Here is a 26983-nt window from a genome sequence, read left to right as displayed (position 1 = left end):
GTTCAGTGGTGCATCCCGGGGTGCAGGTCTGACTTCGGCGTCCCGGCGACCGGGTGCCGTCACAGTGGCGCGACCGTGCCGGCGTTGCACCGGCTTCTGCCACCTCGGTGCGTTCAGCCTAGTCACGGGCAGGCGCGCATCGGCGGGCGCCTACCCTGGGGGTCGTGTCCCAGCCCTCCCGACGCGGCCTCGCCGACCGCTGCCCCGGTGTGTTCAGCACACACGAGGCGGCGGACGGCGCGGTGGCGCGCGTGCGGCTGCCCGGTGGCCGCATCGGCCCCGATCAGCTGACGCTCCTCGCGCAGGCCGCCGCGGCGCACGGCGACGGGTTCCTGGAACTCACCGCACGTGCCAACCTGCAGTTACGCGGCATCGGAGACGTCGACGCCGTGGCCGAGGCGGTGATCGAGGCCGGACTCGCCCCGAGTTCGACACACGACAAGGTCCGCAACATCGAGGTCAGCCCGCTGACCGGCCGGATCGGTGGGATCGCCGACGTCGCGCCGGTGGCCGAGGCGCTCGATTCCCGACTGCGCACCGAGGGGTGGTCGGCGGAGCTCTCTGGACGCTTCCTGTTCGGTGTCGACGACGGCCGCGGCGACATCCGCAGGCACCGACCCGACGTGTGCGCGCTGGTGCGCTCGGTCGACGGCCCGGACATCGTCGCCGACATCCTCGTCGACGACGAGCCCGTCGGTTCGGCGCGCGGCGTCGAGATGATCGTGGACGCCCTGCTCGACGTGGCCCACATGCTGGTCGAGAGCGCACCCGGGACCTGGCGGATCGGGGACCTGACGCCGGACGAACGATCGGCGGTCGAGGAGCGGATGGGGACACGATTGCCTCCGGCCGTCCGCGGGCCCGGTGACGCCGCGCCCGATGACGCCGCGCCGGACGGTGCCCCGGCGGTGGGCGAGCCGATCGTCGGCTGGTTCGACCAGGACGACGGTCGCGTGTTGCTCGGTGCGGTGGTCGAGCTGGGCCGGATCCCGGCACGGCTGGCCGAGTTCATCGCCGCCGTCGAGGCGCCGGTCATCATCACGCCCGATCGGGAGATCCTCATCTGCGATCTGGGTGAGGGCGTCGCGGAGACGGTGGTGCGGGTGCTCGCGCCGATGGGGCTGATCTTCGACGCCACCTCCCCCTGGGCTCGGGTCAGCTGCTGTGTCGGTGCCCCCGGGTGCGCCAACGCGACCGCGCCGGTGCGCGAGGATCTGCTCGCCCACGTCCGTGACGGCGAGGCGATCGGCGACCGTGAACACTGGGTCGGGTGCCCCCGCGGTTGCGGTTCGCCCGCGGTACCGCACGAGCGCGTGGTCGCCGATCCCGACGGCGGGTATCGCACACACCGTCGATAGGCTGACCGCACCATGACCGACTACCTGCGTGACGGCCCCGCGATCTATCGCCAGTCCTTTGCCACCATCCGGGCCGAATCGGACCTGAGTGCCTTCGCCCCCGATGTCGCCGGGGTGGTCGTCCGGATGATCCATGCGTGCGGCCAGACCGACCTCACCGACGACGTCGTCGCGACCCCCGGTGTGGTGCGCGCGGCGCGGACGGCCCTCGAGTCGGGCGCGCCGATCCTGTGCGACGCCTCGATGGTGGCGGCCGGCGTGACCCGCAGGCGTCTGCCCGCCGACAACGATGTGCGATGTCACCTGTCCGAGCCGATGCTCGCCAAGCTGGCGTCGACGATGGGAACCACCAGAACTGCTGCGGCCCTGGAGTTCTGGCGACCGTCACTCGAGGGTTCGGTCGTCGCGATCGGCAACGCGCCGACCGCCCTGTTCGCACTGCTCGACATGATCGACGACGGCGCGCCACGACCCGCGGCCGTCGTCGGGGCGCCGGTCGGTTTCGTCGGCGCCGAGGAGTCGTGCGCGGCGCTCGCCGAGCGAGGAGACCTCGAGTTCATCACAGTCACCGGTCGACGCGGGGGGTCGGCGATCACCGCGGCTGCGATCAACGCGCTGGCCAGCCCAGAGGAGTGAGTTCGATGGCAGGGAAGCTCTGGGGTGTCGGTCTCGGCCCCGGTGACAGTGATCTGGTCACGGTGAAGGCGGCGCGGGTGATCGAGGCCGCGGATGTGGTCGCGTATCACTGTGCACGCCACGGCAACAGCATCGCGCGGTCGGTCGCGGCGCCGTATCTTCGGGGCGGTCAGGTCGAAGAGCGTCTGATGTACCCGGTCACGACGGAGACCACCGATCACCCGGGTGGGTACGCGGGAGCGCTACAGGATTTCTACGGCGAGAGCGCCGAGCGTCTGGCCGAGCATCTGCGCGCCGGTCGGGACGTGGTGCTGCTCGCCGAGGGCGACCCGCTGTTCTTCAGCTCGTACATGCACATGCACAAGCGTCTCGTCGGCGACTTCGACACGGAGATCATCCCCGGGGTGACGTCGGTGAGCGCGTCGTCGGCGGCGATCGGGATTCCGCTTGTCGAGGGCGAGGAGACGCTGACGGTCGTGCCGGGGACCCTGCCGAGCGCCGAACTGGTGGCCCGATTCCGTGCCGGCGATGCGCTCGCGGTGCTCAAGCTCGGTCGCACGTTCGTGCGCGTGCGGGACGCCCTCGACGCCGCGGGACGCCTGGACGAGGCGTGGTATGTCGAGCGCGCGTCGACCTCCGTGCAGCGTGTTCTGCCGCTCGCCGAGGTGAATCCCGAAGACGTGCCGTACTTCTCGATGGTCGTCGTACCGGGCCCACGGAACAACCCGCACAGCGCGGCACCGGCGTCGTCCGGAGAGGTCGTGGTCGTCGGGCTGGGCCCGGGCGCCGACGAGCTGACCACACCGGCGGTGCAGGACGACCTCGCGCGCGCCACCGATCTCGTCGGATACAAGACCTATCTCGCCCGGATCACCCCGCGCCCCGGTCAGCGGGTGCACGCCAGCGACAACCGCGTCGAGGCCGAACGTGCCGAGTTCGCGCTCGATCTCGCATCGCGCGGCGCGCGTGTTGCCGTGGTGTCGTCGGGCGATCCGGGGGTGTTCGCGATGGCGGCGGCGGTGGCCGAGGTGGCAGCGGAACCGAGGTGGCACGACGTCGCGGTGCGGGTGTCGCCCGGCGTCACCGCCGCGAACGCGGTCGCCGCGGCCGTCGGCGCGCCGCTCGGGCATGATTTCGCGGTGATCTCCCTGTCCGATCGCCTCAAACCGTGGGAGCTGATCGCCGACCGGATCCGGCACGCCGTGACGGCCGATCTCGTCGTCGCCGTGTACAACCCGGGCTCCGCCAGCCGTGGCTGGCAGGTGGGCGCGTTGCGGGATCTTCTGCTCGAGACCGTGTCGCCGGACCGCGTCGTCGTCGTCGGACGCGATGTCGGCGGACCGGAGCAGCGACTTCGGACGACCACGGTGGGTGCGCTCGACCCTGCGACCGTTGACATGCGCACCCTGCTGATCATCGGGTCGTCGGCGACGACCGCCGTGGCGCGCTCGGGTGGCGACCTCGTCTACACACCGCGCCACCACCACTGAACACGAGCGGCGCGAAACCGGGCACGCTCGGCGCGTGGTGATGGCCGGTGAGGGATGTGGCCGACCATCAGAAGTTGGGTCGGCGTTGTCGTGTCACCCACTCGACGGCGGCCTCGACGGAAGCCACCGTGTCACCGACGGCAGGCTCCACGGGTCGCTGCACCATCACCACCGGGATCCCCGCCTCGGCGGCCGCGGTGAGCTTCGCCCGCGTGAGGTCTCCCCCGCTGTTCTTGGTCACCAGGAGATCGATGCGGTGGGAGCGCAGCAGTGCACGTTCACTCGCCAGGTCGTAGGGACCACGCGATCGCAACACCTCGTGGTGCGGCGGCAGATCGGACGTCGGCGGGTCGACGACCCGGATGAGGAACCACGCGTCCGAGATGTCCGCGAAGACGCTGACATCCTGGCGGCCGGTCGTCAGGAACACCCGTGACGACCCGCCCCCGGCGATCCGCTGCGCGAGATGTTCGGCCGCAGCAGCCGTGTCCGGCACCGGAACCCAGGTGTCGCGCGGTCCGGGAGTCCACGCGGGGCGACGCACCCTCAGCAGCGGGAGCGACATCCGTTCGGCGACGGTCGCGGCGTGGGCGGTCATCGTCGTCGCGAAGGGGTGCGTGGCGTCGACGACGGCGGCGGCATCGTGAACGCGGATCCACCGGACGAGACCGTCGACGCCGCCGAAGCCACCGATCCGTACCTCGCCGACGGGCAGGCGCGGGTTGCGGACCCGTCCGGCGAGAGAACTGATCACCGGCAGTCCGGCCTGATCGAGTTGCGCGGCGAGCGATCTCGCCTCTCCCGTGCCACCGAGCAGCAGGATCGGACGTTCAACCATCGCTGCGGAGTTTGGTCATGCGTGCCGTCGAATACAGGTAGCTGTCGCTCACCGACGGATGGGCCGACGGGTCGAGGACACGACCGACGAAGATGACCGCGGTGCGGCGGATGCCTGCTCGGGACAACTCCATCGGGAGATCCGCCAGGCGACAGCGGATGATCTGCTCCTCCGGGCGGCTCGCGAATGCGACCGTCGCCGTGGGACAGTCGGCGCCGTAGTGCGGTGTCAAGGCCTCGACGATCCCGTCGGCGCGGTGTGCGGCCAGATGCAGCGCGAGGGTGATCCCGGTCGACGCGAGCCGGTCGAGGTCCTCCCCCGGCGGCATGTCGGTGGACAGCGTCGACACCCGGGTGATGAGCAGGCTCTGCCCGACGCCGGGGACGGTCAACTCGCCGTCCAGGGCTGCCGCGGCCGCCGCGAAGGCGGGTACCCCGGGCACGACCTCGACGGCGATCCCCCGCGCGACGAGCTCCCGGCGTTGCTCGGTCATCGCCGAGTACAAGGAGGGATCACCCGAATGCAGCCGGGCCACATCGTGTCCGGCGGCGTCGGCGCGGACGATGTGCTCGACGATCTCGGCCAGTGGCATCCGCGCCGTGTCGATGAGGACGGCGTCCGGCGGACACCGATCCAGCAGTTCGGCCGGGACCAGTGAGCCTGCGTACAAGCAGGTCCGGCACCGTGCGAGGATCTCCGCGCCGCGCACGGTGATCAGGTCGGCCGCCCCCGGCCCGGCTCCGATGACATAGACGGTCACGGTTTGTCCACCACCCACTGCACGATCGGCAACGACGGACGCCAGGTGGTCATCGAGCCCAGTGGCCCGGCCGTCTCGACCGAGAATCGGCGCAGTGAACCACCGTGTCGCGCATACCGGTCGGCCACGATCGTCTGGTTCTCCACGGTCACCGCGTTCGCGACCAGCCGACCGCCCGGCACCAGGGCGTCCCAGGCGACGTCGAGGACGGTGGTGTCGAGGCCGCCGCCGACGAAGACCGTGTCCGGGTCGGGAGCATCGGAGCACGCGTCCGGGACGGCGCCGAGAACGGTGAGCCGGTCGTGGACACCGTGGCGTCGCGCGTTCTCGACGATGACCTCGCTGCGGGTGGCATCGCGTTCGAACGCGACGACGCGGGCGGTCGGCTCGACCCGAAGCCATTCGATGGCGACGCTGCCCGAGCCGGACCCGATGTCCCACAGCAATTGTCGGTGTCCGGGGACGAGTGCGGAGACAGTGAGTGCACGGATCGGTTGTTTGGTGATCTGGCCGTCGTGGAGGTAGTCGTCGTCGGGCCGTCCCGGCATCCTGCTGCGCCGGGAACCCACGCAGCTGACGGCGACGATGTTGAGCGGGTCTCCGGCCGGCTCCCGCCAGGTGCGCGCCACACCGCGGACCGTCCGTTCACGGTCACCTCCGAGCTGTTCCAGGACGGTCATCGACGACCGTCCGAAACCGTTGGCGGTCAACAGATGTGCGAGCTGGACGGGGGGGTTCTGATCCCGGCTGAGCACGAGCAGGTCCCGGCCGTCGGACAGGGCGTCGACGACGCTGTCGACGTCGTGGGTGACGGTGCTGACGATCGAGACCCCGCTGAGGTCCCAGCCGAGTCGTGCACAGGCCAGGCTCGCACTCGAGACGGCGGGGATGACCTGCACCCGCTCGATCCCGACGGCCCGCGCCACGGTGGTCCCGATGCCGTGGAACATCGGGTCGCCGCTGGCGACGATGTGGACGGTGTCGTCGGACGGATCGTCGAGGACGTCACGCAGGTGGGCGCTCATCGGCGAGCGCCACGGATGTATGTCGGCGGCGAGCCGAGGTAGCAGATCCAGTTGGCGGGTGGAACCGAGGACAACCGTCGCGGCGGACAGCTCGTCTCGCGCTCGGGAGCCGAGACCGTCCCAGCCGTCGGCGCCGATGCCGATCACGACGAATCTGCGACTCATCGCGGGAGCCGCCGCCACACGGCGCGTGGAAGCATGCGCATTCCGACGAACATCGGCCGCAGCACCCACGGAATCCACACCTCGCCACGCCCGCGGCGATGAGCACGGACCACGGCGTCGGCGACCTGGCCGGCGGTCACAGAGAACGGCGCCGGGGCGACCCCGGACGCCATCAGATCCTTCGTCATCGTGCCGACGACGAAACCGGGGCGTGCGAGCAGCAGCCGGACCCCGCTGCCGTGCAACGCGTCCGAGAGCCCGCTCGCGAATCCGTCGAGTCCCGCCTTGGTGGAGCCGTACACGTAATTCGCGCGCCGCACCCGGATGCCGGCGACCGACGAGAACACGATGATCGTGCCGGATCCCTGGGCCCGCAGAGCACTGGCCAACGGAGTCAGCACACTGATCTGCGCGAGATAGTCGGTGTGCGCGATCTGCAGGGCATGCGTGACGTCGTTCTCGGCGCGGACCTGGTCACCGAGAATCCCGAAAGCGACGATCGCGGTGTCGATCGGTCCGTGAGCGATCAGGGAGTGCACGAGATCCAGGTGCGTGTCGGTGGCGTCGGCGTCGAAGGCCACCGTGTGCACCTCGATCGCACCGGCGTCGAGCAACTGTGCTCGCTCCGCCTCGAGGTCGTCGGGCCGGCGAGCGGCCAGGACGACTGTGCGCCCGGCCGCGAGGCGGCACGCCACGGCGACCCCGATCTCGCTTCGACCACCGAACAGCACGATCGTTCCGGAAGTCGATCGCGGGGTCATGGGTGCCAGTATCGCATCGCCCGCTAGCGTGGCATCCATGACCCGCACCGCCGCTGATCTGGGGCCGGCCGCAGCCGAGTTCCTCGCCGAACGACATCTCGCCACCCTGGCGACCCTGCGTGCCGATGGCAGCCCACACGTGGTGGCGGTCGGCTTCACCTGGGACCCGGAGCGCGGGATCGCGCGCATCATCACCTCCGACGGCAAGCAGAAGGTCCGCAACGTCGAACGGAACGGGTACGCGTCGGTGACCAACATCGACGGCCCGCGGTGGCTGACCCTCGAGGGGCCGGCCGTCGTCCGCCGGGAGCCGGAGCAGGTCCGCGATGCCGAGGTGCGTTATGCGGGCCGTTACCGCGAACCGAAACCCAATCCACGCCGGGTGGTCATCGAGATCACGGTGTCCCGCGTACTCGGGTCGGCTCGTCTGTTCGACTGACCGTATTCCTGGCTGCTCAGAGCACGACGAGGTCGTGCGGGCCGGTGTTCATGGACTCGCATCCGTCGTCGGTGACGACGACGATGTCCTCGATGCGGGCGCCCCACCGGCCGTCGAAGTAGACGCCCGGTTCCACACTGAACGCCATCCCGGGTCGCAGCGTGATGTCGTTGCCGTTCACGATGTAGGGCTCCTCGTGGACGGAAAGCCCGATGCCGTGACCGGTCCGGTGGATGAAGTGCTCGGCCAGTCCGTGCTCAGCGAGGAGACCCCGTGCGGCCGCGTCGATCTGCTGTGCGCTGACCCCCGGTCGCACCGCCGCGACGGCCGCGGTCTGGGCGGCCTGCAGCGCCCGGTAGGCATCGGCGATGTCGGCGGGCGGATCCGCGAAACAGTAGGTGCGGGTGGAGTCGGAGTTGTATCCGGGATCGACCGGACCACCGATGTCGATGACCACGATGTCATCGGATTCGATGACACGGTCGGAGAACTCGTGATGAGGGTCGGCGCCGTGCGGTCCCGAGCCGACGATGATGAAGGCGGCCTCGGTGTGCCCCTCGGCGAGGATCGCGGCGCGGATGTCGTCGGCGACGGCGCGTTCGGTGCGTCCGGGACGCAACCATTCCCCCATCCGTGCGTGGACCCGGTCGATCGCGGCGCCGGCCTCGCGCAGCGCGTCGATCTCGCTGTCGTCCTTGATCATCCGTAGCTCTCGCAGGACGTCGGTGGCCAGCGCCGGGGCGCTGCCGGTGTGTCCGGCGATCGGTACGACGTGCAGGGCCGGCATGGTGTCGCACACGGCGAGCCGGGCGGTGCCGGGCAGTCCCGACAGCGCCAGCGCGTACGGGTCCTCGCCGTCCACCCAGTCAGCGACCTCGATGCCGAGATCGCCGATCGCCGAATCACGTATCGACGCCAACTCCAGACGTGCCACGACCAGCCGTGGCGCCCCGGCAGCCGGGACCACCAGTGCGGTCAGGCGTTCGAAGGTGTCCGCACGAGAACCCGTCAGATAACGGAGATCAGGACCCGTCGACACGACCAGGGCGTCGAGACCGGCGTCGGCGGTGAGGATCCGGGCGCGGTCGAGTCGGTGGCGGTACACGTCGGAGGAGAACCGGTAGGCCATGAGCGCAGCCTACCGCCCGTACCGACGACCCCCGGCATGACAGAGTTGACCCATGGCCGGTTCAGTGATGCTCCTCGACGGGGCGAGTCTGTGGTTCCGTTCGTTCTTCGCACTGCCCGAGAAGATGACCTCGCCCGACGGGCGACCCGTCAACGCGGTGCGCGGATTCATCGACACGATCGCCTCGCTGGTCACCCGTGAGCAGCCGACGCGACTCGTGGTGTGTCTCGATCTCGACTGGCGCCCGGCGTTCCGGACCGACCTGATCCCGTCCTACAAAGCGCATCGGGTGGCGCAGGAGGCACCGCACACCGGCGACAGTGCCGACACCGGCGGGATCGCTGATGGGGAGGTCGATGTCGAGGAGGTCCCCGACACGCTGACCCCACAGGTCGACATGATCATGGCCGTGCTGCGGTGCGCCGGGATCGCCACCTCTGGCGCCGTCGGCTGCGAGGCCGACGACGTCATCGGCACGCTCGCCTACGACGAGGCGACCGACCCGGTCGTCGTGGTGAGCGGGGATCGTGATCTGCTGCAGGTGGTCTCGGACGATCCGGTGCCCGTCCGGGTGCTCTACGTCGGGCGCGGTCTCGCGAAGGCCGAGATGATGGGGCCGGTCGAGGTCGCCGAGAAGTACGCGGTGCCGACCGAGCGTGCCGGCATGGCCTACGCTGAGATGTCGATGCTGCGCGGGGATCCGTCGGATGGCCTGCCGGGTGTCCCCGGCATCGGCGAGAAGACCGCGGCAAAGCTCATCAGTGAGTTCGGCAGCCTCGACGCACTCGAGGCCGCGGCGGCCGACAGCGGGTCGTCGGTGCCGGCGCGGAGCCGCAAGTCGCTGATCGCGTCGACGGAGTACCTCACCGCTGCCCGCACCGTGGTCCTGGTCCGGACCGACGCGGACACGATCGACAGCACCGACGACGATCGGCTTCCGGCCGAGCCCGCCGATCCCGGCGGGCTCGCCGATCTCGTGGATGAACTGGGCATCGGTGCGTCGGTGGCCCGGCTGGCCAAGGCCCTCGGCTGGCCCGCGGTCGCCGAGGCGTCCTGAGTCGAGCGGTCAGCTCGTCGGACGCGACACCTCGTATTTGCCGTCGTCGTCGAGGAAGGTGACGGTGACCGTCTGCTGCTGACCGCCGACAGTCGCCGTGCAGCTGAACGACTGACCCTGCTCGACCCGCTGGCCCGACGGGCACTGCACGTCGGACACCTCGGTCGCCTGATAGTCCTCGGTGAGGACCTTCTTCACGCCGTCCTGCACGGCGGATTGGGAGATCGTCTTCGGTGCCCAGCCCGGCACGACGAACGCGGTGATGAGCAGAATCGCGGCGATCAGCACGGCCAGGCCACCACCGATCAGCAACACAGTGCGCAGACCCTTTCTCCCCGATGGCGCTGCCATGGCGGAGAACTGGTCGCCGCCGCCGAACTGACCACCGTGGGGCGGCTGTCCCCCAGCGGGCTGCCCGCCGTACTGCTGCCCGCCGTACTGCTGGCCGCCGTATTGCTGGCCGCCGTATTGTTGGCCGCCGTACTGCTGCTGGGGGCCGGTCGGAGCGTACGCCGACTGCTGACCGTAGGCACCCTGAGGTGCGGCCCCGTACTGCCCGGTCTGCGCCTGGGGATCGGGCGCACCGTATGCGGGCGGCTGCCCATAGGTGGGCTGGCCGGGGTAGTGCTGGCCCTGGTTCTGTGGGCCCTGGTTCTGTGGGCCCTGGTTCTGTGGGCCCTGGTTCTGTGGGCCGTAGCCGGGCTGAGAGGAGCTTTGCTCGCCGTATGTCGGTTGCCCGAATCCCGGTTGCCCGAATCCCGGTTGCCCGAATCCCGGCTGCCCGAATCCCGGTTGCCCGAATCCCGGCTGTCCGTATGCTGCCTGCGGCTCGTAGGGCTGCTGACCGTAGTTCGGTTGACCGTACGCCTGAGGCTGCGTCGGCCCCTGGGCCTGCGGCTGGTCCTGGGGTGATGTCGGATCGGGTGCACCGTACGGGGTCGTCGGCGTGGGTTGTCCGTAGGCGGAGGGCTGGGAGTATTCGGCACCGGGCCCCGTAAACGGGGCCGCGCCGGCGTCCCCGGCGCTCTCGGGAGTCCGGGCGGCCTCGGAGATGTCCGGGTCGGCGGATCGTGGCGCCTCCTCGCCCGGCTGGGGGTCTCCGCTCGGACGGGTCGGATCGTGCGGCTCAGTCATGGGGTCCCTCCCGATCTGCCCGGTGACAGCTCACCGATTCGCCTGGATGTCATGCCTCGAATGTCCTGGTCGGTGAGTGATCTGCTCCACCCCGGGCGTCACACAGGTGGAGCGCCGGACCGGCTCACCTGCACTCCCGACCGCGTGGAGAAGGTTACCTCACGGCGGGTGGTCGATCACCGAAGCGCGGTCCGTGTGACGTGGGCTTCGATCGACCGGCAGCACGCCCTCGCGACGCGTCAGCCGAGTTCCGCGGCGACGACACCCCGCCGGATCCCACCGACCGCGGACCTCGCCGACGATGCCAGGCGTGCCTCTGGTCCCACGCCGAGGCGGATCTGCTCGAGCAGATCGACGACCTGACGGTTCCAGCGCACGAAGTCGCCGGGTGACAGCAGTTGGCCGCGTTCGCCGGCAACCGCCAACGACTCGGTCAGGGAACGCCCGGATGCCCACAGCGACACCGCAACCGAGAATCCGGTGTCCGGCTCGCGGGTCGGATCGACCCGGTGACGCGACTCGACGTGCGTGACGTCGCGCCAGGTGTCCACGGTGCGCGCGAGTGCCGTGCGCAGAGCGACGTTTCCGGACATCGCGTCCGCGCCGGCGAAGCTCTCACGCCGCGTCTCGAAGACCATCGCGGCGACCACGGCGGCGAGTTCGTGGGGCGCCAGCCGGTCCCAGATCCCGGCCCGGATGCACTCGGTGACGAGCAGATCGCTCTCGCTGTAGATTCGGCCGAGCAGATGACCCGCCGCGGTCACCGTGACCGGCCCCGGGCCCTCGCCGCGTGCCTTCCCGACCTCGAGGTAGCCGAGGTCGGCGAGGACGGCGACGATTCGGTCGAACTGCACACCCAGGGTCGAGGTCCGCTCGGAGATCACCCGGTCGGCGGTGACGATCTCGCGCACCACCCGGTTTCGGCGCTCCGCGAGGCGAAACAGCTCGTCACCGTTGTCGAGTCGATGCGCCGGGTGAGAGCGCAGCGCTGTGCGCAGACCGGCCAACTCCCGGTCGTCGGCCGCCGCGGCACGCTTCTTGGATCGGCCCTTCGGCATCTCGATTCCCGTCGACCGCAGCGCCGACGCCAGGTCCCGTCGGCCGCGGCCCGTGCGGCGGTCGACATGTTTGGGCAAACGCATGTTTCCGAGCACCTGTGGCGGGTTCACGAAATCCCTGGTCCCGACCCGACCGCACCAGGCATCCTCGGCCAGCACGAGCGGTTTGGGGTCGGCCGACTGCGTCGCAGGTTCCAGGATGACGGCCAGACCACGGTGCCGGCCGCCGTGCAGACCGATCACGTGCCCGCGTTTGAGTGCCGCGAGGTCGGCCACTGTCGACTGTGTGGTGGCCGAGCGACGTTCGAACCTCAGGTCGCGCTCGCGGCGCCGGATGTCCTCGCGCAATTGGATGTATCCCAGGAATCCGGCGTACGGGTCGGCCTCGGTCTGCCCGTCGTCGTCGGGGTCGTCGCCGACGACGACCCCCGGATCGATGTCCCGTTTCTGCGCCGTCGCACTGAGCTCGACGTCGAGTTTCCGTAGTCGGCGACGTGCCTCGTCGACCTTTCGGGCCTGCCCGACGACCGACCGGTCCGCCTGGAACTGGGCGAAGGAGCGGTGCAGCAGCTCGCGCGATCCCTCGAGTCCGAGACGTCCGATGAGGTTGACCGCCATGTTGTACTCGGGCTGGAACGAGCTGCGCAGCGGGAACGTCCGAGCGCCGGCGAGCCCGGCCACCTGATCCGGCACCGCCTCCGGCGTCCACACGACGACGGCGTGTCCCTCGATGTCGATCCCGCGACGCCCGGCGCGTCCGGTCAGCTGGGTGTACTCCCCGGGGGTCAGGTCCACGTGGGCCTCACCGTTGAACTTGACCAGCCGCTCGAGGACGACCGTGCGGGCGGGCATGTTGATGCCGAGCGCAAGGGTCTCGGTCGCGAAGACCATCTTCACCAGACCGCGGGTGAACAGTTCCTCCACGGTGTGCCGGAACGTGGGCAGCAGGCCGGCGTGATGAGCCGCGAAACCCCGACGAAGTCCGGCCAGCCATTCCGCCACGCCCAGGATGTCCTCGTCGGCGGGCGACAACTCCTGCAGATGGCGATCGACGACCTCGTCGACCGCCATCGACTCCTCCGGTGTGAGCAGTGTGAGTCCGGAGCGCAGGCACTGGGCCAGCGCTCCATCGCACCCGGCGCGCGAGAAGATGAAACCGATCGCCGGGAGCAGGCCCTCGCGATCGAGTCGTGCGACGAGATCGGGCCGCGACGGCGGGCGCGGCCCACCACCCCGCCGAGGCCCCCGCGACGTCTGTCCGCGACGCCCCCGACCGCCTCGACGGTCGTCGTCGGCGAGCAGCGTGCGATGTCGGATGTAGCGTTTGAGCTCCGGATTGACCTGTGGGCGTTCGACTCTGCCCGCCGCATCGACGTGTCGGCTCGGGTCGAACAGATCGAACATCCGCGTGCCCACGAGCATGTGCTGCGTCAGTGGCACCGGGCGGTGTTCGTCGACGATGACGGTGGTGTCGCCGCGGACCGCCTGAATCCAGTCGCCGAACTCCTCGGCATTGCTGACGGTCGCGGAGAGGCTGACCACCCGCACCGACGGGTCGAGATGGAGGATGACCTCCTCCCACACCGCTCCGCGGAAACGATCGGCGAGGAAGTGTACCTCGTCCATCACCACATAGGAGAGACCGTCGAGTGCCCGTGAGTTCGCGTAGATCATGTTGCGGACCACCTCGGTGGTCATCACGACCACCGGGGCGTCCGGGTTGATCGAGTTGTCACCGGTGAGCAGACCGACGGACTCCGGGCCGTGGATGGCGACGAGGTCGGCGTACTTCTGATTGCTCAGGGCTTTGATCGGGGTGGTGTAGAAACACTTCGTCCTGCTCGCCAGTGCCAGATGGACAGCGAACTCCCCGACGATCGTCTTGCCCGCGCCGGTGGGGGCACAGACGAGCACGCCGTGCCCGGCGTCGAGCGCGACGCACGCCCGTCGCTGGAAGTCGTCGAGGCGGAAGGTCAGCCGTGCGGTGAAGTCGTCGAGCCGGCTCACAGGATGTCGTCGAACGTGTCGCGATCGCGGACGGAGGTGCGGGCACCCGAGGAATCCGCACCCGGTACGGAGCGGACGGGATCGATGCGGGACGCCGACGGGGCCGGCCCCGTACTCGGCAGTGGACTGGCCTGATCGTCCGGGATGGACGTCCAGTCCGGGGTGTTCCGCCCGCGCCGCTTGTCGTGGATGCGGGCGAACTGGATCGCGAACTCCATCAGCACTGTGAGCGCGAGCGCGAGGGCCAGCATCGTGAACGGGTCCTGCCCCGGGGTCACGATCGCCGCGAAAACGAAGAGCGCGAAGATCAGACCGCGACGCCAGGCCTTGAGCTTCTCGTACTTCAGGACGCCGATGACATTGAGCGCCACGATCAGCAGTGGCAGCTCGAAGCTGACCCCGAAGATGATCAGCAAGTGGATCATGAACCCGAAGTACTGGTCACCGGCCAGCGCCGTCACCTGGACGTCGTTGCCTACCGTGAGCAGGAAGTGGAAGGCCTTGGCCACCACCAGGTAGGCCAGGACCGCGCCGCCGACGAACAGGATGGCGGCCGAACTGACGAAGCCGACGGCGTAGCGCCGTTCGTTGGTGTGCAGTCCCGGGGTGATGAACTGCCAGAGCTGATACAGCCAGATGGGGCAGGCGAGCACGACGCCCGCGGTGAGTGCGACCTTCAGCCGGAGCATGAACTGGTCGAACGGTCCGGTCGCGAGAAGACGGCACGAGTCGTCGGCAGTCAGCTGGGCCCTCGACGACGGTGGCAGATCGCAGTAGGGCCCTCGGAGCAGGTCACCGAGGGAGGGTATGCCGAGGAAACCGTGTGTGTACCAGACGAATCCGACGATCGTGGTCACGACGATGGCCAGCAGCGAGATGACCACACGGGTCCGGAGTTCGTACAGGTGCTCGACCAACGACATGGTGCCGTCGGGATTCACCTTGCGCTTACGGCGCCTCGGGTCCAGAGAGATGCGCACACGAATGCCCTGGTTTTCGGGTTCCCGAGAGGATCTACGCAGACTTCTTCACATCGTCGGACGAGGTCTGCGACGAGGGCGGCGTGGCGTCGCCCGGCGGGAGTTCACGCTTCGCGGGGGTCGCCGTCTCGTCGGCGTCCTTGCCGTCGTTCTGCATCTCCTTGACCTCGCTCTTGAAGATGCGCAGCGACTGGCCGAGACCGCGTGCGGCGTCGGGCAGTTTCTTGGAACCGAACAGGACCACCAGGACCACCAGGACGATCGCCCAGTGCCACCAGGACAGTGCACCCATGTTTCAACCTCCGAATCGCGATGTTGTCAATGCTACCCGAGCCCACCGGGACGGCGGCGTGCATGGCCGATCCCCCGACCTCACGCGTAACGCGCTCGCGCGGCTGTTGCCGTGGTGACGACGGTATCAGCGATCTGCGGCGCAGACACCACCCGAACGCGACCGCCGAACCCGAGAAGGAAGCGGGTGAGCCACTCCGGGGACCCGTACACGAGCCGCGCCCGCACCGGGCCATGCGGGTCGGCGCGGTCCTCGACGGGGTCAACCGGGTCGATCAGGTAGTAGTCCAGGATCCACAGCTCGCTCGGGTCGATCTCGATCTCGGCCGACGGCAGGTCGGGGTTCTCCGCGAGGATGGCCGACTGCTGCTGCCCGGTCGCCTCGGCCGGTGGCGCCGACGGCTCGTCGAGCATTTCTGCCGTCTCGACCCGATCGAACCGGAACAGCCGCACTCCGTCGCTCTTGCGACACCACGCCTCGAGATAGGTGTTGTTGTCCATCGTCTGCAGGCGGATGGGGTCGACGGTGCGTTCGGAGACGCTGTCGCGGGTCGCCGAGTAGTACCGGATCGTCAATGCCCGGTTCGACCTGACGGCCTCGCGGATCGTGGCGTAGGTCCCTCCGTCGGGGTCGGTGTCGCCGTCGGGAGCCGCCTGGACCGGCGGCTCGGATGAACCGACGGCCTGCTCGATCTTGGCGATCGCGCGGCGGGCGGCAGAGCGGTCGACGGCGCCCGGCATGTCGAGCAACGCGCGCAATGCCACGAGCATGGTGCTGGCCTCGGTCGTCGTCAGTCGCAGCGGCCGGTCCATGCCGGCGGTGAAACCGACCTCCACATATCCCTGTTCGAACTGCAGATCGATGAGGTCGTCCGGGAAATGACCGGGCAGTCCGCACACGAACAGGAGTTCGAGATCCCTGGTCAACTGCTTCGGGGTGATCCCGAGATCACGTGCGGCCTGCTCGACGGCGATGCCCCGTCGAGCGGCGAAATAGGGCACCAGGGCGAGTAGTCGACTGAAGCGGTCCGGGCGGGGCGCCATCAGACGGTCACCTCCACCATGCGGTCCAATGCGGCGACGACGGTGTCGCGCAGTTCCGGCGGCGTGAGGACCACCGCATCCGGGCCGGCACCGAGGACGAGTCGGGCCAGTGTCGGCAGCGACCGTATCTCGATCTCCAGGACGTCCCCCGGTTCGCCGTCATGGGTGCGTGGTTCGGTACGCGTGGCGAGTCGACGCAGGCCCGCGGCGCGATCGGTCGCCACCCAGACCGTGGCGATCCGACCGTCGGAGCCCGCGGCCGACTCGACGGCGGCCGCGACGATCTGTTGGATGTCGGTGCCGTCGGGCACCGACACGTCCCCGGGCGCACCGGTGGTCGCCACGTCCGAGATGCGGGAGAGGCGGAACGTCCGGGTGGCCGCGCGGTCACGGTCGTGGCCGACGACATACCACCGGCCGCGATGGGTGACCACACCCCACGGTTCCAGCGTCCGGACAGCCGACGTCGACGCCGCACCCGGCCGGTAGGTGAAGGTCACCGCCTGCGACGACCCGATCGCCGACAGCACGGCCGCGAGTCCCGACTCGGAACCCAGCGAGCGGGCCGAGGTCGCCGCGGAGAAACCGATCTCGTCCTCGGCGCGCACGTCGATGCCGGCCGCCTGGAGTTTCAGCAGGGCGTTCTGGGAGATCGCCGAGATCTCCGGCGCGTCCCACAGCGCGGCGGCCATCGCGACGACGGCCGCCTCCGGCCGGTCGAGGGTGATCTCGGGCAGTTCGTAGGAGTCGCGCTCGATGCGATAGCCGTCTGCCCCTCCGGACAGGCGTTCGCGGCCCGTGATCAGGGGGATGCCGAGATCGCGCAATTCGGTCTTGTCGCGCTCGAACATGCGGTTGAAGGCCTCGTCCGACTGCCCGTCGTCGTTGTAGCCCTTCACGTTGCGGCGGATGTAGTCCGCGGTCACGAACTGGCGTGTCGACAGCAGGCAGATCACGAGGTTGAGTAGGCGCTCAACTTTCGGGGTTGCCACCTGAGACAGCTTACGGTCACATCGATGCGATCAGACGGTCGACTCGCTCGTCGACGCTGCGGAACGGGTCCTTGCACAACACCGTTCGCTGCGCCTGGTCGTTCAGCTTGAGGTGCACCCAGTCGACCGTGAAGTCCCGGCCCGCCTTCTGCGCGGCGGAGATGAAGTCGCCCCGCAGTTTCGCCCGGGTGGTCTGTGGCGGCTCGTTGACCGCGGTGGCGATGTCCTCGTCGGTGGTGGCGCGGGCGACCAATCCCTTGCGGGTGAGGACGTCGAACACACCACGTCCGCGCTTGATGTCGTGGAAGGCGAGGTCGAGCTGCGCGATCTTCGGATCCGACAGCTCCATCGAGTAGCGGTCCTGATATCGCTGGAACAGCTTGCGCTTGATCACCCAGTCGACTTCGGTGTCGACGGTGGAGAAGTCGCCGCTCTCGACTGCATCGAGCATGCGGCCCCACAGGTCGACGACCTTGTCCATCTCCGGATCAGGTCGCCGGTTGGTCATGTGCTCGACGGCACGGGCGTGATACTCCCGCTGGATGTCGAGCGCGTTCGCCTGTCGGCCACCCGCGAGCCGGACGGGCCTGCGACCGGTGGGATCATGGCTGACCTCGCGGATCGCCCGGATCGGGTTGTCGAGGGCGAAATCGCGGAACGACACCCCGGCCTCGATCATCTCGAGGACCAGCGCCGCCGAGCCGACCTTCAGCAAGGTCGTCATCTCCGCCATGTTCGAGTCGCCGACGATCACGTGCAGCCGGCGATATTTCTCGGCGTCGGCATGCGGCTCGTCGCGGGTGTTGATGATCGGGCGCGAGCGCGTGGTCGCTGACGACACGCCCTCCCAGATGTGCTCGGCGCGCTGCGACAGGCAGAACGTCGCCGCCTTCGGGGTCTGCAGCACCTTGCCCGCGCCGCAGATCAACTGTCGCGTGACCAGGAACGGGAGCAGGACGTCGGAGATCCGGGAGAACTCCCCGGCCCGCACCACGAGGTAGTTCTCGTGACAGCCGTAGGAGTTTCCGGCCGAGTCGGTGTTGTTCTTGAACAGATAGATGTCGCCACCGATGCCCTCGTCGGCGAGGCGTTGTTCCGCATCGATGAGCAGATCCTCGAGCACGAGTTCACCCGCACGGTCATGGTTGATCAGCTGGATCAGGCTGTCGCATTCCGCGGTCGCGTACTCCGGATGGGAACCCACGTCGAGGTAGAGGCGTGCGCCGTTCTGCAGGAACACGTTGGAGGAGCGTCCCCACGACACCACCCGCCGGAACAGATACCGGGCGACCTCGTCCGGGCTCAGTCGACGATGGCCGTGAAAGGTACACGTGACACCGAATTCGGTCTCGATACCCATGATTCGACGCTGCACAGGGTCAACCCTACCCGGGGAGAACCGCACAGACCCGGCGACGCGACGGCAGGTCGCGAGGCCGGGTCGTGGCGGTCAGGCTCCGCTGTCGTCCGTGGACGATCCGGTGTCGGCGGACGCGTCGGCCTCGGGCGCCGACGACGTCGTCTCGGGCGCGGGCATCAGATCGGCCAGCACGGCGTTGGTGATCCGGCGGAACGCGCGGCGCGGACGGTTGCGATCGAGGATTGCGACCTCGAGATCGGACGCGGCGAGCTCACGCGGGGCGGCGGGCGGCGCCGACGAGCTTCCCGACGAGCCGCTGCTCCCCGACTCCACCGGCGTGGCGAGCGCGGCGACGGCGACCGACAGCGCGGCCGACAGATCGAGATCGGGTTCATAGGACTCGCGCAATGCGGCGGTGATCGCGTCGTTCGCGCCGCCCATCACGAGAAAGCGTGTTTCGTCCGCGATCGACCCGTCGTAGGAGATCCGGTACAGCTGCGACGGACGCGGCTTCCCGAACTTGGCGACCTCTGCGACGCACAGCTCCACCTCGTACGGCTTGGCCTGCTCGGTGAACACCGAACCGAGGGCGTTGGCGTAGGTGTTGGCCAACGACAACGCGGACACGTCGGCGCGGTCGTAGCTGTAGCCACGCATGTCGGCGAGCTGGATGCCCGCCTTGCGCAGACTCTCGAACTCGTTGTACTTGCCGACCGCGGCGAACCCGATGCGATCGTAGATCTCGCTGGTCTTGCGCAGGGTGTTCGACGGATTCTCCGCGACGAACAGCACACCGTCGGCGTACGTGAGCGCGATGACGCTGCGTCCGCGGGCGATGCCCTTGCGGGCCAGCTCCGAGCGATCGCGCATGATCTGTTCGGCACTGGCGTAATACGGGAACGTCATCGCGCCTCCCCCCCGTGCTCGGCGGCCCGTCGTTCGACGACGGCACGCGCGGCGGCCTCGATCGCCTCCGGCTCGACCTCGCGTGCACCCTGCGCACCGACGATGACGGCGGTCGGGAAGATCTTGCGCACGATGTCGGGGCCACCGGTCGCCGAATCGTCGTCGGCCGCGTCGTACAGCGACTCGACGGCGACCGCGAGCGCGCTGTCGGCGTCGAGGTCCGCGCGGTAGAGCTTCTTCAGCGACGACTTCGCGAACATCGACCCGGAGCCGATCGCCTGATAACCGCCGAACTCCTCGTGCCGGTCGCCTGCGATGTCGAAGGAGAAGATCCGCCCGCGTTCGTTGGGATCGTCGTGATCGATGTCGAAACCCACGAGCAGCGGCACCGCCGCGAGGCCCTGCATCGCGGCGCCGAGGTTGCCGCGCACCATCGACGCGAGACGACTGACCTTGCCGTCCAGCGTCAGCGGGACGCCCTCGATCTTCTCGTAGTGCTCGAGCTCTACCGCGAACAACCGCACCATCTCGATCGCGATGCCCGCCGTGCCGGCGATCCCGGCCGCCGAGTACTCGTCGGTGATGTACACCTTCTGGACGTCGCGGGTGGCGATGAGGTTGCCCATCGTCGCGCGACGATCACCGGCCAGCACGACACCGCCCGCGAACGACACCGCGACGATCGTGGTGCCGTGCGGGATGTCGGCGGCAGCGTCGGCGCGGATGCTCATCGGGTCCACCCGGTTGTGCGGGAGCTGCTCGGGAGCATGCTCACGTAGGTAGTCGGCGAAGGACGAGATGTCCGCGCGCAGCGGGAGGGTGGAGTGGAATGGGGTTGAGGAACCTGGTGATGTGAACCGGTCGCTCACTGGCCGCCCTTCTGCACATAGGCGCGGACGAAGTCCTCGGCGTTCTCCTCGAGCACGTCGTCGATCTCGTCGAGCAGGTCGTCGGTGTCCTCGGCAAGCTTTTCGCGACGTTCCTGGCCGGCGCCGCCGTCCGAACCGATGTCACCATCGTCGTCGCCGCCACCGCGCTTGGTCTGTTCCTGCGCCATCTGCTGCCTCCTTCGACTCACCCGCGACGCGTGCTGCGTCCCCGGCACCGATCCGTCCTTCTCGGCCACCGACCCGGCGTCTACGTGGCCGGGCCTGACGATCATTATTTCCACACACTACCGGTGTCCTCGGCCGTGCGGGCGGAAGCGAACACGCCCGCGGCGCCGCGTCGCCGGGGTGGTCGGTCAGGTCGTGGTGAGCTGGTCGACGAGGTCGGCGGCGGAGGCCACCGAGTCCAACAGTTTCCCGACATGTGCCCGCGTGCCGCGGAGTGGTTCGAGCGTCGGGATCCGCACCAGCGAGTCGCCACCGAGATCGAAGATGACCGAGTCCCAACTCGCCGCGGCGACGTCGGCGCCGAATCGGCGCAGACATTCGCCACGGAAGTAGGCGCGGGTGTTCTCCGGGGGCTGACTGATCGCTCGCATCACGTCGGTCTCGTCGACGAGTCGCTTCATCGAGCCGCGCGCGACGAGCCGGTTGTAGAGCCCCTTGTCGAGTCGGACGTCGGAGTACTGCAGGTCGATCAGCTGGAGCCGGGGCGCCGACCACCCCAGGCCCTCCCGCTGACGGAACCCTTCCAGGATCCGCAGCTTCGCCGGCCAGTCGAGGATGTCGGCGCACTCCATCGGATCCCGCTCGAGTCGGTCGAGGACGTCGGCCCACGTCTCGAGGACATGGGCGGCGCGCTCGTCGTCGCTGTGTTCGGCGTCGTGGAACTTCATGCAGCGCTCGAGGTACTCGCGCTGCAGGGCGAGCGCCGTCAACTCGCGTCCATCGGTGAGGGCGACGGTCGCCGACAGCCCCGGGTCGTGACTGATCGTGTGCACCGCCTGCACCGGACGGGCCAGTTCGATGTCGGAGAAGTCCACACCCGCCTCGATGAGGTCGAGCACGAGCGCGGTCGTGCCGACCTTCAGGTAGGTCGCCGTCTCGGCGAGGTTGGCGTCGCCGATGATCACGTGCAGTCGGCGATACCGCTCGGGGTCGGCGTGGGGCTCGTCGCGGGTGTTGATGATGCCGCGCTTGAGGGTGGTCTCCAGGCCGACCTCGACCTCGATGTAGTCCGAACGTTGCGACAGCTGGTAGCCGGACTCGTCGCCCGATTGGCCGATGCCGACCCGGCCGGATCCGGTGATGACCTGTCGAGACGCGAAGAACGTGGTGAGACCCGCGATCACCGCGGTGAACGGCGTCTCGCGGTTCATCAGGTAGTTCTCGTGGGTGCCGTAGGACGCACCCTTGCCGTCGATGTTGTTCTTGTACAACTGCAGGCGCGGAGCGCCCGGCACACTCGCCACGTGACGCGCGGCGGCCTCCATGACCCGCTCACCTGCCTTGTCCCAGATCACCGCATCCATCGGATCGGTGACCTCGGGAGCCGAGTACTCCGGATGGGCGTGGTCGACGTACAGGCGGGCGCCGTTGGTGAGGATCATGTTGGCGGCGCCGATCTCGTCGGCGTCGATGATCGGGGCCGGGCCCGATCCCCGACCGAGGTCGAATCCGCGGGCGTCACGCAGGGGCGACTCCACCTCGTAGTCCCATCGGGTGCGCTTGGCGCGTGGTACCCCGGCGGCGGCGGCATAGGCCAGCACCGCCTGGGTCGACGTCATGATCGGGTTCGCGGTCGGGTCGCCGGGAGCGGAGATCCCGTACTCGACCTCGGTGCCGATGATTCGCTGCATGCTACGAGCGTAGATGTTCATCTGGTACCGGTCGCACCCTCGCCCCGGTCTGGGTAGCGTCTACGCGGTGAAAGCCTTCCGCCGGTTCACGGTTCGGGTGCCCCTGCCGACCGAGCTCGCCGACCTCTCCCGACTCGCCCACAACCTCCGCTGGGCATGGCATCAGCCCACCCAGGATCTGTTCGCGATTCTCGACCCCGACCTGTGGTCACAGACCGGGGATCCCCTGCGGCTGCTGGCCGAGATCGACCCCGCGCGTCTCGCCCAGCTGGCCGCCGACCGTGACTTCCTCGATCGCCTGGCCGCCGTGCGCGACGACCTCGCCCGCTACACCGGCGAGCCGCGCTGGTTCGCCGACTACGCCAGCGGGTTGTCGTCGGAACAGGTTGCGCCGCAAGCCATCGCATACTTCTCGATGGAGTTCGGCATCTCCGAGGTGCTGCCCATCTACTCCGGCGGCCTCGGCATCCTCGCCGGCGACCACCTGAAGGCGGCCTCGGATCTCGGGCTGCCCCTGATCGGTGTCGGACTGTTCTACCGGTCGGGCTACTTCCACCAGAGTCTCTCCCGCGACGGATGGCAGATCGAGCGGTACCCGGTCAACGACCCGACGTCCCTGCCGCTCACCCTGCTCACCGACGACGGCGACCCGGTCGTGGTGTCCATCGCGATGCCGGGCGAGCGCACCCTCCGGGCCCAGGTCTGGGTCGCCACCGTCGGCCGGATCCCGCTGCTGTTGCTCGACGCCGACGTCCCGGCGAACGTCGAGGAACTCCGCGGGGTCACCGATCGCCTCTACGGCGGGGATCAGGATCACCGGATCAAACAGGAGATCCTCCTCGGCATCGGGGGCGTGCGTGCCGTCCGCGAGTACGTGCGGATCACCGGCCATCCGGAACCGTCGGTGTTCCACATGAACGAGGGGCACGCCGGGTTCCTGGGTGTGGAACGGATCCGGGAACTGTCCAGCGGCCCGGCCGGTCTCGATTTCGACACCGCCGAGGCGGTCGTGCGCGCGTCGAACATCTTCACCACGCACACGCCGGTGCCCGCCGGGATCGACCGGTTCCCGCGCGACATGGTGCGCCACTACCTCGACGGTGACGGGACGGGGACGTCGCGATTGCTTCCGGGCCTGTCGGTGGCGACCGTGGTCGATCTCGGCGACGAGGGTGATCCGGGTGTGTTCAACATGGCGCACATGGGTTTTCGTCTCGGGCAACGCAGCAACGGGGTGTCGCGCCTGCACGGCGCCGTCAGCCGCGAGATGTTCGCCGACCTCTGGCCGGGCTTCGACAGCGACGAGGTGCCGATCGGCTCGGTCACCAACGGCGTCCACGGTCCGACCTGGACCGCCCGCCGGTGGCAGGAGGCCGCCGGTGGCGACGAGGAAGCGGTCGCGAGAGCCGTGACCTCGCTCTCCTCCGACGAGATCTGGCGCCTGCGCTCGGACATGCGGGCACACCTGGTCGACGAGGTCCGGCGGCGGACCCACGCCAGCGGTCGTGACCGCGGGTTCAGCGACGCCGAGCTCGGCTGGACAGCCGACATCTTCGATCCGGCGGCGCTGACCATCGGGTTCGCCCGCCGCGCCGCGACCTACAAGCGGCTGACGCTCATGTTGCGCGATCCGGAGCGGATGCGGCGGATCCTCACCGACCCCGATCGTCCGGTGCAGTTGGTGATCGCCGGCAAGGCCCATCCGGCCGACGACGGCGGCAAATCCCTCATCCAGCAGGTGGTCCGGTTCACCGAGGACCCCGAGCTGCGCGAGCGCATCGTCTTCCTGCCGGATTACGACATCTCCATGGCGCGTGACATCTACGCGGGCTGCGATGTCTGGCTGAACAACCCCGTGCGTCCGATGGAGGCGTGCGGGACGTCAGGGATGAAGTCGGCGATGAACGGCGGTCTGAATCTGTCGATCCTCGACGGCTGGTGGGATGAGATGGCCGACGGCGAGAACGGTTGGGCGATTCCGTCGGCGGAGGGCGTCACCGACGACCATCGGCGCGACGACCTCGAGGCGGAGGCACTCTACGAACTGCTCGAGGAATCGGTGATCCCGTTGTTCTACAACCGGTCTGCCGACGGTGTGCCGGAGCGTTGGGTGGAGATGGTCCGGCACACCGTGAGTCGGCTCGGCCCGGACGTCCAGGCCTCCCGTATGGTGCGCGAGTACACGACTGCGCTCTACGGCCCGGCGGCGACGCAATACGCCTCGATCTGCGCCGACGCGTACGCGCCCGCACGGGATCTCGCGTCCTACCGACAACTGCTCGACCGCGGGTGGACCGCCGTGCAGATCGCGGGCCTCGACGAGTCCGGCTGGACGGAGACCGCGGCCGACTCCCCCGTGAGCGGAACCGGCGGCGACGATCGCGCTCGGCCGGCGAGCCTGACCCTGACCGCCCACGTCGCGCTCGGCGAGCTCACCCCCGACGAGGTCGCGGTCCAGGCGCTGGTCGGCCGGGTCACCGACGACGGTGAGATCCGGGAGCCGATAGCGGTCGCGATGTCGCCGACCGGTGCGGTGGATCCGTCCGGGCGCACCCTCTTCGCAGCGGCCGTGACGCCGACCCGATCGGGTCGCCACGGGTACACCGCGCGGGTCCTCCCCCGGCATCCGCAGCTGTCCGACGACGCCGAGCTGGGTCTGGTCCGATACCCGGTGGGCACCGCGGACGACGCCGGACCCAGTCGTACGGAGACCGTGCTGGTGCCCGGCGCATCCTGAGCAGTCCGACGACAGAGGGCCGACTCCCCGTTGCGGGTGTCGGCCCTCTGTCGTGTGACGTGCCTACAGGTACTGGCCGGTGTTGGTCTCGGTGTCGATCGCGCGGCTCGCGCCCGCGCTCTTGCCGGTGACCAGGGTGCGGATGTAGACGATCCGCTCACCCTTCTTGCCGGAGATCCGCGCCCAGTCGTCCGGGTTGGTCGTGTTGGGCAGGTCCTCGTTCTCGGCGAACTCGTCGAGGATCGAGTCGAACAGGTGCTGGACCCGCAGACCCGGTGCGCCGGTCTCCAACTGGGACTTGATCGCGTACTTCTTCGACCGGTCGACGACGTTCTGGATCATCGCGCCCGAGTTGAAGTCCTTGAAGTACATGATCTCCTTGTCGCCGTTGGCGTAGGTGACCTCGAGGAACCGGTTGTCGTCACTCTCCGCATACATCCGCTCGACGACCTTCTCGATCATCGCGTTGACGCAGGCCGTGCGGTCGCCGCCGAACTCGTTGAGGTCGTCGGCGTGCACCGGGAGCGTCTCGGTGAGGTACTTCGAGAAGATGTCCATCGCCGACTCCGCGTCGGGCCGTTCGATCTTGATCTTCACGTCCAGACGACCGGGCCGCAGGATGGCCGGATCGATCATGTCCTCACGGTTGGACGCACCGATCACGATGACGTTCTCGAGACCTTCGACCCCGTCGATCTCGCTGAGCAGCTGCGGGACGACGGTCGTCTCCACGTCCGACGACACACCGGACCCGCGGGTCCGGAAGATCGAGTCCATCTCGTCGAAGAACACGATCACCGGGGTGCCCTCGGACGCCTTCTCCCGTGCCCGTTGGAAGATCAGGCGGATGTGTCGCTCGGTCTCACCGACGAACTTGTTGAGCAGCTCGGGACCCTTGATGTTCAGGAAGTAGGACTTCGCCTCCTTGGCATCGTCGCCGCGCACCTGCGCGATCTTCTTGGCCAGCGAGTTGGCGACCGCCTTGGCGATGAGCGTCTTGCCACAGCCGGGCGGACCGTAGAGCAGCACCCCCTTGGGCGGGCGCAGCGCATAGTCGCGGAACAGGTCCTTGTGCAGGAACGGCAGCTCGACGGCGTCGCGGATCTGCTCGATCTGACGGCCGAGACCACCGATGTCCTCGTAGCCGACGTCGGGAACCTCCTCGAGCACCAGGTCCTCGACCTCGGCCTTGGGCACGCGCTCGAACGCGAAGCCGGCCTTGGTGTCGATCAGTAGCGAGTCACCCGGCCGCAGCTTGCGGCGCTTGCCGTCCTCGCCGTCGACCTCACCCAGCAGTGGTTCGGCCAGCCAGACGACACGCTCTTCGTCGGCGTGGCCGACGACCAGTGCGCGTCGGCCGTCGCCGAGAATCTCACGCAGTGTGCTGATCTCCCCGACCGAATCGAACTCGCACGCCTCGACGATCGTGAGCGCCTCGTTCAGACGCAGTGTCTGCCCCTTGTGCAATGCATCGAGATCGATGTTCGGCGAGCACGTGAGGCGCATCTTGCGGCCGGAGGTGAAGACGTCGACGGTGCTGTCGGGGTAGATCTCCAGCAGGACGCCGTATCCGCTCGGCGGCTGACCGAGGCGGTCGACCTCCTCACGCAGGGCCACCAGTTGCTGCCGCGCCTCCTTGAGCGTGTCGAGCAGCTTGGCATTACGTGCGGTCAGGTTGTCGACGCGTTCCTGCAGATCCTTGTCCGCGGGCCGACCGAAGTTCGGGCGTCCGGACTCGGCCCGTGCGATCGGCGAGGCGTACGCGGGGACGAAACCCTCGTCGGGCAGCTGGGCGGAGTCGTCGGGTCCCTGGTCTCGGACTCCCGAGGCCCCGGAGTGTTCGGCGCCACCGGCACCCTGGCGGTCAGATTCGGTCATTACTGACTCCTCTCCCCGGCAAACACTCTCCACATGAAGTGTTTGCGCCGTATCCCCACGCTACCGGTGCGGCCGTGAAAACGCCGTGCACCGCGCAATCCGCGATGTTGACGGGTTGTTAATTCTACGTATTCGCAACGTATTCGCGACGTTTCGACCCGTTACGGCTTACACGCAGCCCGAGCGCAAGGT

Annotated in this window: 23 protein-coding genes; 6 read left to right on the top strand and 17 right to left on the bottom strand. The window is 68.8% G+C overall.

What is annotated here, in order from left to right; genetic code table 11:
* The first annotated feature begins 164 nt into the window (after positions 1-164).
* Genes cobG through QSJ19_RS11245 form a run of 3 tightly spaced genes read left to right on the top strand, consistent with a single transcriptional unit; the run spans position 165 to position 3484 of the window.
* Complete coding sequence (cobG, locus tag QSJ19_RS11255; RefSeq protein WP_286320418.1) at positions 165-1358, top strand: precorrin-3B synthase; 1194 nt, start codon at positions 165-167, stop codon at positions 1356-1358.
* Between the two features lie 12 nt (positions 1359-1370).
* Entirely contained in the window at positions 1371-1994 is a 624-nt protein-coding gene (locus tag QSJ19_RS11250) for a precorrin-8X methylmutase (protein WP_286320417.1), read from the top strand.
* 5 nt (positions 1995-1999) lie between these two features.
* The gene (locus QSJ19_RS11245; protein ID WP_286320416.1) at positions 2000-3484 is read left to right on the top strand and encodes a precorrin-2 C(20)-methyltransferase; all 1485 of its coding nucleotides are present in this window, start codon (positions 2000-2002) and stop codon (positions 3482-3484) included.
* A 67-nt stretch (positions 3485-3551) separates the two neighbouring features.
* Here the strand turns inward: QSJ19_RS11245 and QSJ19_RS11240 are convergent, their stop codons facing one another.
* Genes QSJ19_RS11240 through dprE2 form a run of 4 tightly spaced genes read right to left on the bottom strand, consistent with a single transcriptional unit; the run spans position 3552 to position 7033 of the window.
* A complete protein-coding gene (locus tag QSJ19_RS11240) occupies positions 3552-4322 on the bottom strand; it encodes a cobalt-precorrin-6A reductase (protein ID WP_286320415.1) in 771 nt (256 codons plus the stop codon).
* Positions 4315-5082: a precorrin-4 C(11)-methyltransferase gene (gene cobM, locus QSJ19_RS11235; RefSeq protein ID WP_286320414.1), complete on the bottom strand. Its 768-nt coding sequence runs from the start codon at positions 5080-5082 to the stop codon at positions 4315-4317. The genes QSJ19_RS11240 and cobM overlap by 8 nt, the downstream gene beginning before the upstream one ends.
* Positions 5079-6272 (bottom strand): precorrin-6y C5,15-methyltransferase (decarboxylating) subunit CbiE, encoded by a 1194-nt coding sequence (gene cbiE / locus QSJ19_RS11230; protein ID WP_286320413.1) that lies wholly within the window; start codon positions 6270-6272, stop codon positions 5079-5081. The genes cobM and cbiE overlap by 4 nt, the downstream gene beginning before the upstream one ends.
* Positions 6269-7033, bottom strand: a complete 765-nt coding sequence (gene dprE2 / locus QSJ19_RS11225; protein WP_286320412.1) for a decaprenylphospho-beta-D-erythro-pentofuranosid-2-ulose 2-reductase — start codon at positions 7031-7033, stop codon at positions 6269-6271. Before dprE2 ends, cbiE begins: the two co-directional genes overlap by 4 nt.
* 37 nt (positions 7034-7070) lie before the next feature.
* Between dprE2 and QSJ19_RS11220 the strand changes: the two genes are divergently transcribed.
* Positions 7071-7472, top strand: a complete 402-nt coding sequence (locus QSJ19_RS11220; protein ID WP_286320411.1) for a PPOX class F420-dependent oxidoreductase — start codon at positions 7071-7073, stop codon at positions 7470-7472.
* 16 nt (positions 7473-7488) lie between these two features.
* Here QSJ19_RS11220 and QSJ19_RS11215 read toward each other — a convergent pair whose 3' ends face one another.
* Positions 7489-8601 (bottom strand): M24 family metallopeptidase, encoded by a 1113-nt coding sequence (locus tag QSJ19_RS11215; protein WP_286320410.1) that lies wholly within the window; start codon positions 8599-8601, stop codon positions 7489-7491.
* A gap of 67 nt (positions 8602-8668) precedes the next feature.
* Here QSJ19_RS11215 and QSJ19_RS11210 point away from each other — a divergent pair, with 67 nt between their 5' ends.
* Positions 8669-9658 carry a 5'-3' exonuclease gene (locus QSJ19_RS11210; RefSeq protein ID WP_286320550.1) on the top strand — a complete coding sequence of 330 codons (990 nt, stop codon included), beginning with the start codon at positions 8669-8671 and terminating at the stop codon, positions 9656-9658.
* A gap of 9 nt (positions 9659-9667) precedes the next feature.
* Here the strand turns inward: QSJ19_RS11210 and QSJ19_RS11205 are convergent, their stop codons facing one another.
* The 11 genes from QSJ19_RS11205 to dop form a co-directional block, all read right to left on the bottom strand.
* The gene (locus QSJ19_RS11205; RefSeq protein ID WP_286320409.1) at positions 9668-10792 is read right to left on the bottom strand and encodes a DUF4333 domain-containing protein; all 1125 of its coding nucleotides are present in this window, start codon (positions 10790-10792) and stop codon (positions 9668-9670) included.
* A gap of 239 nt (positions 10793-11031) precedes the next feature.
* The gene (locus tag QSJ19_RS11200; protein ID WP_286320408.1) at positions 11032-13857 is read right to left on the bottom strand and encodes a DEAD/DEAH box helicase; all 2826 of its coding nucleotides are present in this window, start codon (positions 13855-13857) and stop codon (positions 11032-11034) included.
* Positions 13854-14837, bottom strand: a complete 984-nt coding sequence (gene tatC / locus QSJ19_RS11195; protein ID WP_286320407.1) for a twin-arginine translocase subunit TatC — start codon at positions 14835-14837, stop codon at positions 13854-13856. Before tatC ends, QSJ19_RS11200 begins: the two co-directional genes overlap by 4 nt.
* A gap of 34 nt (positions 14838-14871) precedes the next feature.
* Complete coding sequence (gene tatA / locus QSJ19_RS11190; protein ID WP_286320406.1) at positions 14872-15129, bottom strand: Sec-independent protein translocase subunit TatA; 258 nt, start codon at positions 15127-15129, stop codon at positions 14872-14874.
* Between the two features lie 80 nt (positions 15130-15209).
* A complete protein-coding gene (locus QSJ19_RS11185; RefSeq protein ID WP_502876143.1) occupies positions 15210-16175 on the bottom strand; it encodes a helix-turn-helix transcriptional regulator in 966 nt (321 codons plus the stop codon).
* Entirely contained in the window at positions 16172-17164 is a 993-nt protein-coding gene (locus QSJ19_RS11180) for a helix-turn-helix transcriptional regulator (protein WP_286320404.1), read from the bottom strand. Before QSJ19_RS11180 ends, QSJ19_RS11185 begins: the two co-directional genes overlap by 4 nt.
* Positions 17165-17180: 16 nt before the next feature.
* Positions 17181-18539 (bottom strand): Pup--protein ligase, encoded by a 1359-nt coding sequence (pafA, locus tag QSJ19_RS11175; protein ID WP_286320403.1) that lies wholly within the window; start codon positions 18537-18539, stop codon positions 17181-17183.
* Between the two features lie 75 nt (positions 18540-18614).
* Complete coding sequence (gene prcA / locus QSJ19_RS11170) at positions 18615-19430, bottom strand: proteasome subunit alpha (protein WP_286320402.1); 816 nt, start codon at positions 19428-19430, stop codon at positions 18615-18617.
* Entirely contained in the window at positions 19427-20299 is an 873-nt protein-coding gene (gene prcB, locus QSJ19_RS11165) for a proteasome subunit beta (RefSeq protein ID WP_502876138.1), read from the bottom strand. Before prcB ends, prcA begins: the two co-directional genes overlap by 4 nt.
* The gene (locus QSJ19_RS11160) at positions 20296-20487 is read right to left on the bottom strand and encodes a ubiquitin-like protein Pup (protein ID WP_007624191.1); all 192 of its coding nucleotides are present in this window, start codon (positions 20485-20487) and stop codon (positions 20296-20298) included. The genes prcB and QSJ19_RS11160 overlap by 4 nt, the downstream gene beginning before the upstream one ends.
* 186 nt (positions 20488-20673) lie before the next feature.
* Complete coding sequence (dop, locus tag QSJ19_RS11155; RefSeq protein WP_286320401.1) at positions 20674-22176, bottom strand: depupylase/deamidase Dop; 1503 nt, start codon at positions 22174-22176, stop codon at positions 20674-20676.
* 67 nt (positions 22177-22243) lie between these two features.
* On the opposite strand from dop, the gene glgP reads away from it, so the two are divergent.
* Positions 22244-24913, top strand: coding sequence for an alpha-glucan family phosphorylase (glgP, locus tag QSJ19_RS11150; RefSeq protein WP_286320547.1), 2670 nt, complete (start codon positions 22244-22246; stop codon positions 24911-24913).
* 63 nt (positions 24914-24976) lie between these two features.
* On the opposite strand, the gene arc is transcribed toward glgP, so the two are convergent.
* Positions 24977-26791 carry a proteasome ATPase gene (gene arc, locus QSJ19_RS11145; protein WP_286320400.1) on the bottom strand — a complete coding sequence of 605 codons (1815 nt, stop codon included), beginning with the start codon at positions 26789-26791 and terminating at the stop codon, positions 24977-24979.
* Positions 26792-26983 lie beyond the last annotated feature (192 nt).

This window comes from Gordonia sp. ABSL11-1 (assembly GCF_030315685.1).
GTDB lineage: Bacteria > Actinomycetota > Actinomycetes > Mycobacteriales > Mycobacteriaceae > Gordonia.
The sequence above is the reverse complement of the archived record's forward strand: the minus strand, read 5'-3'. Positions and strand labels throughout refer to the sequence as shown.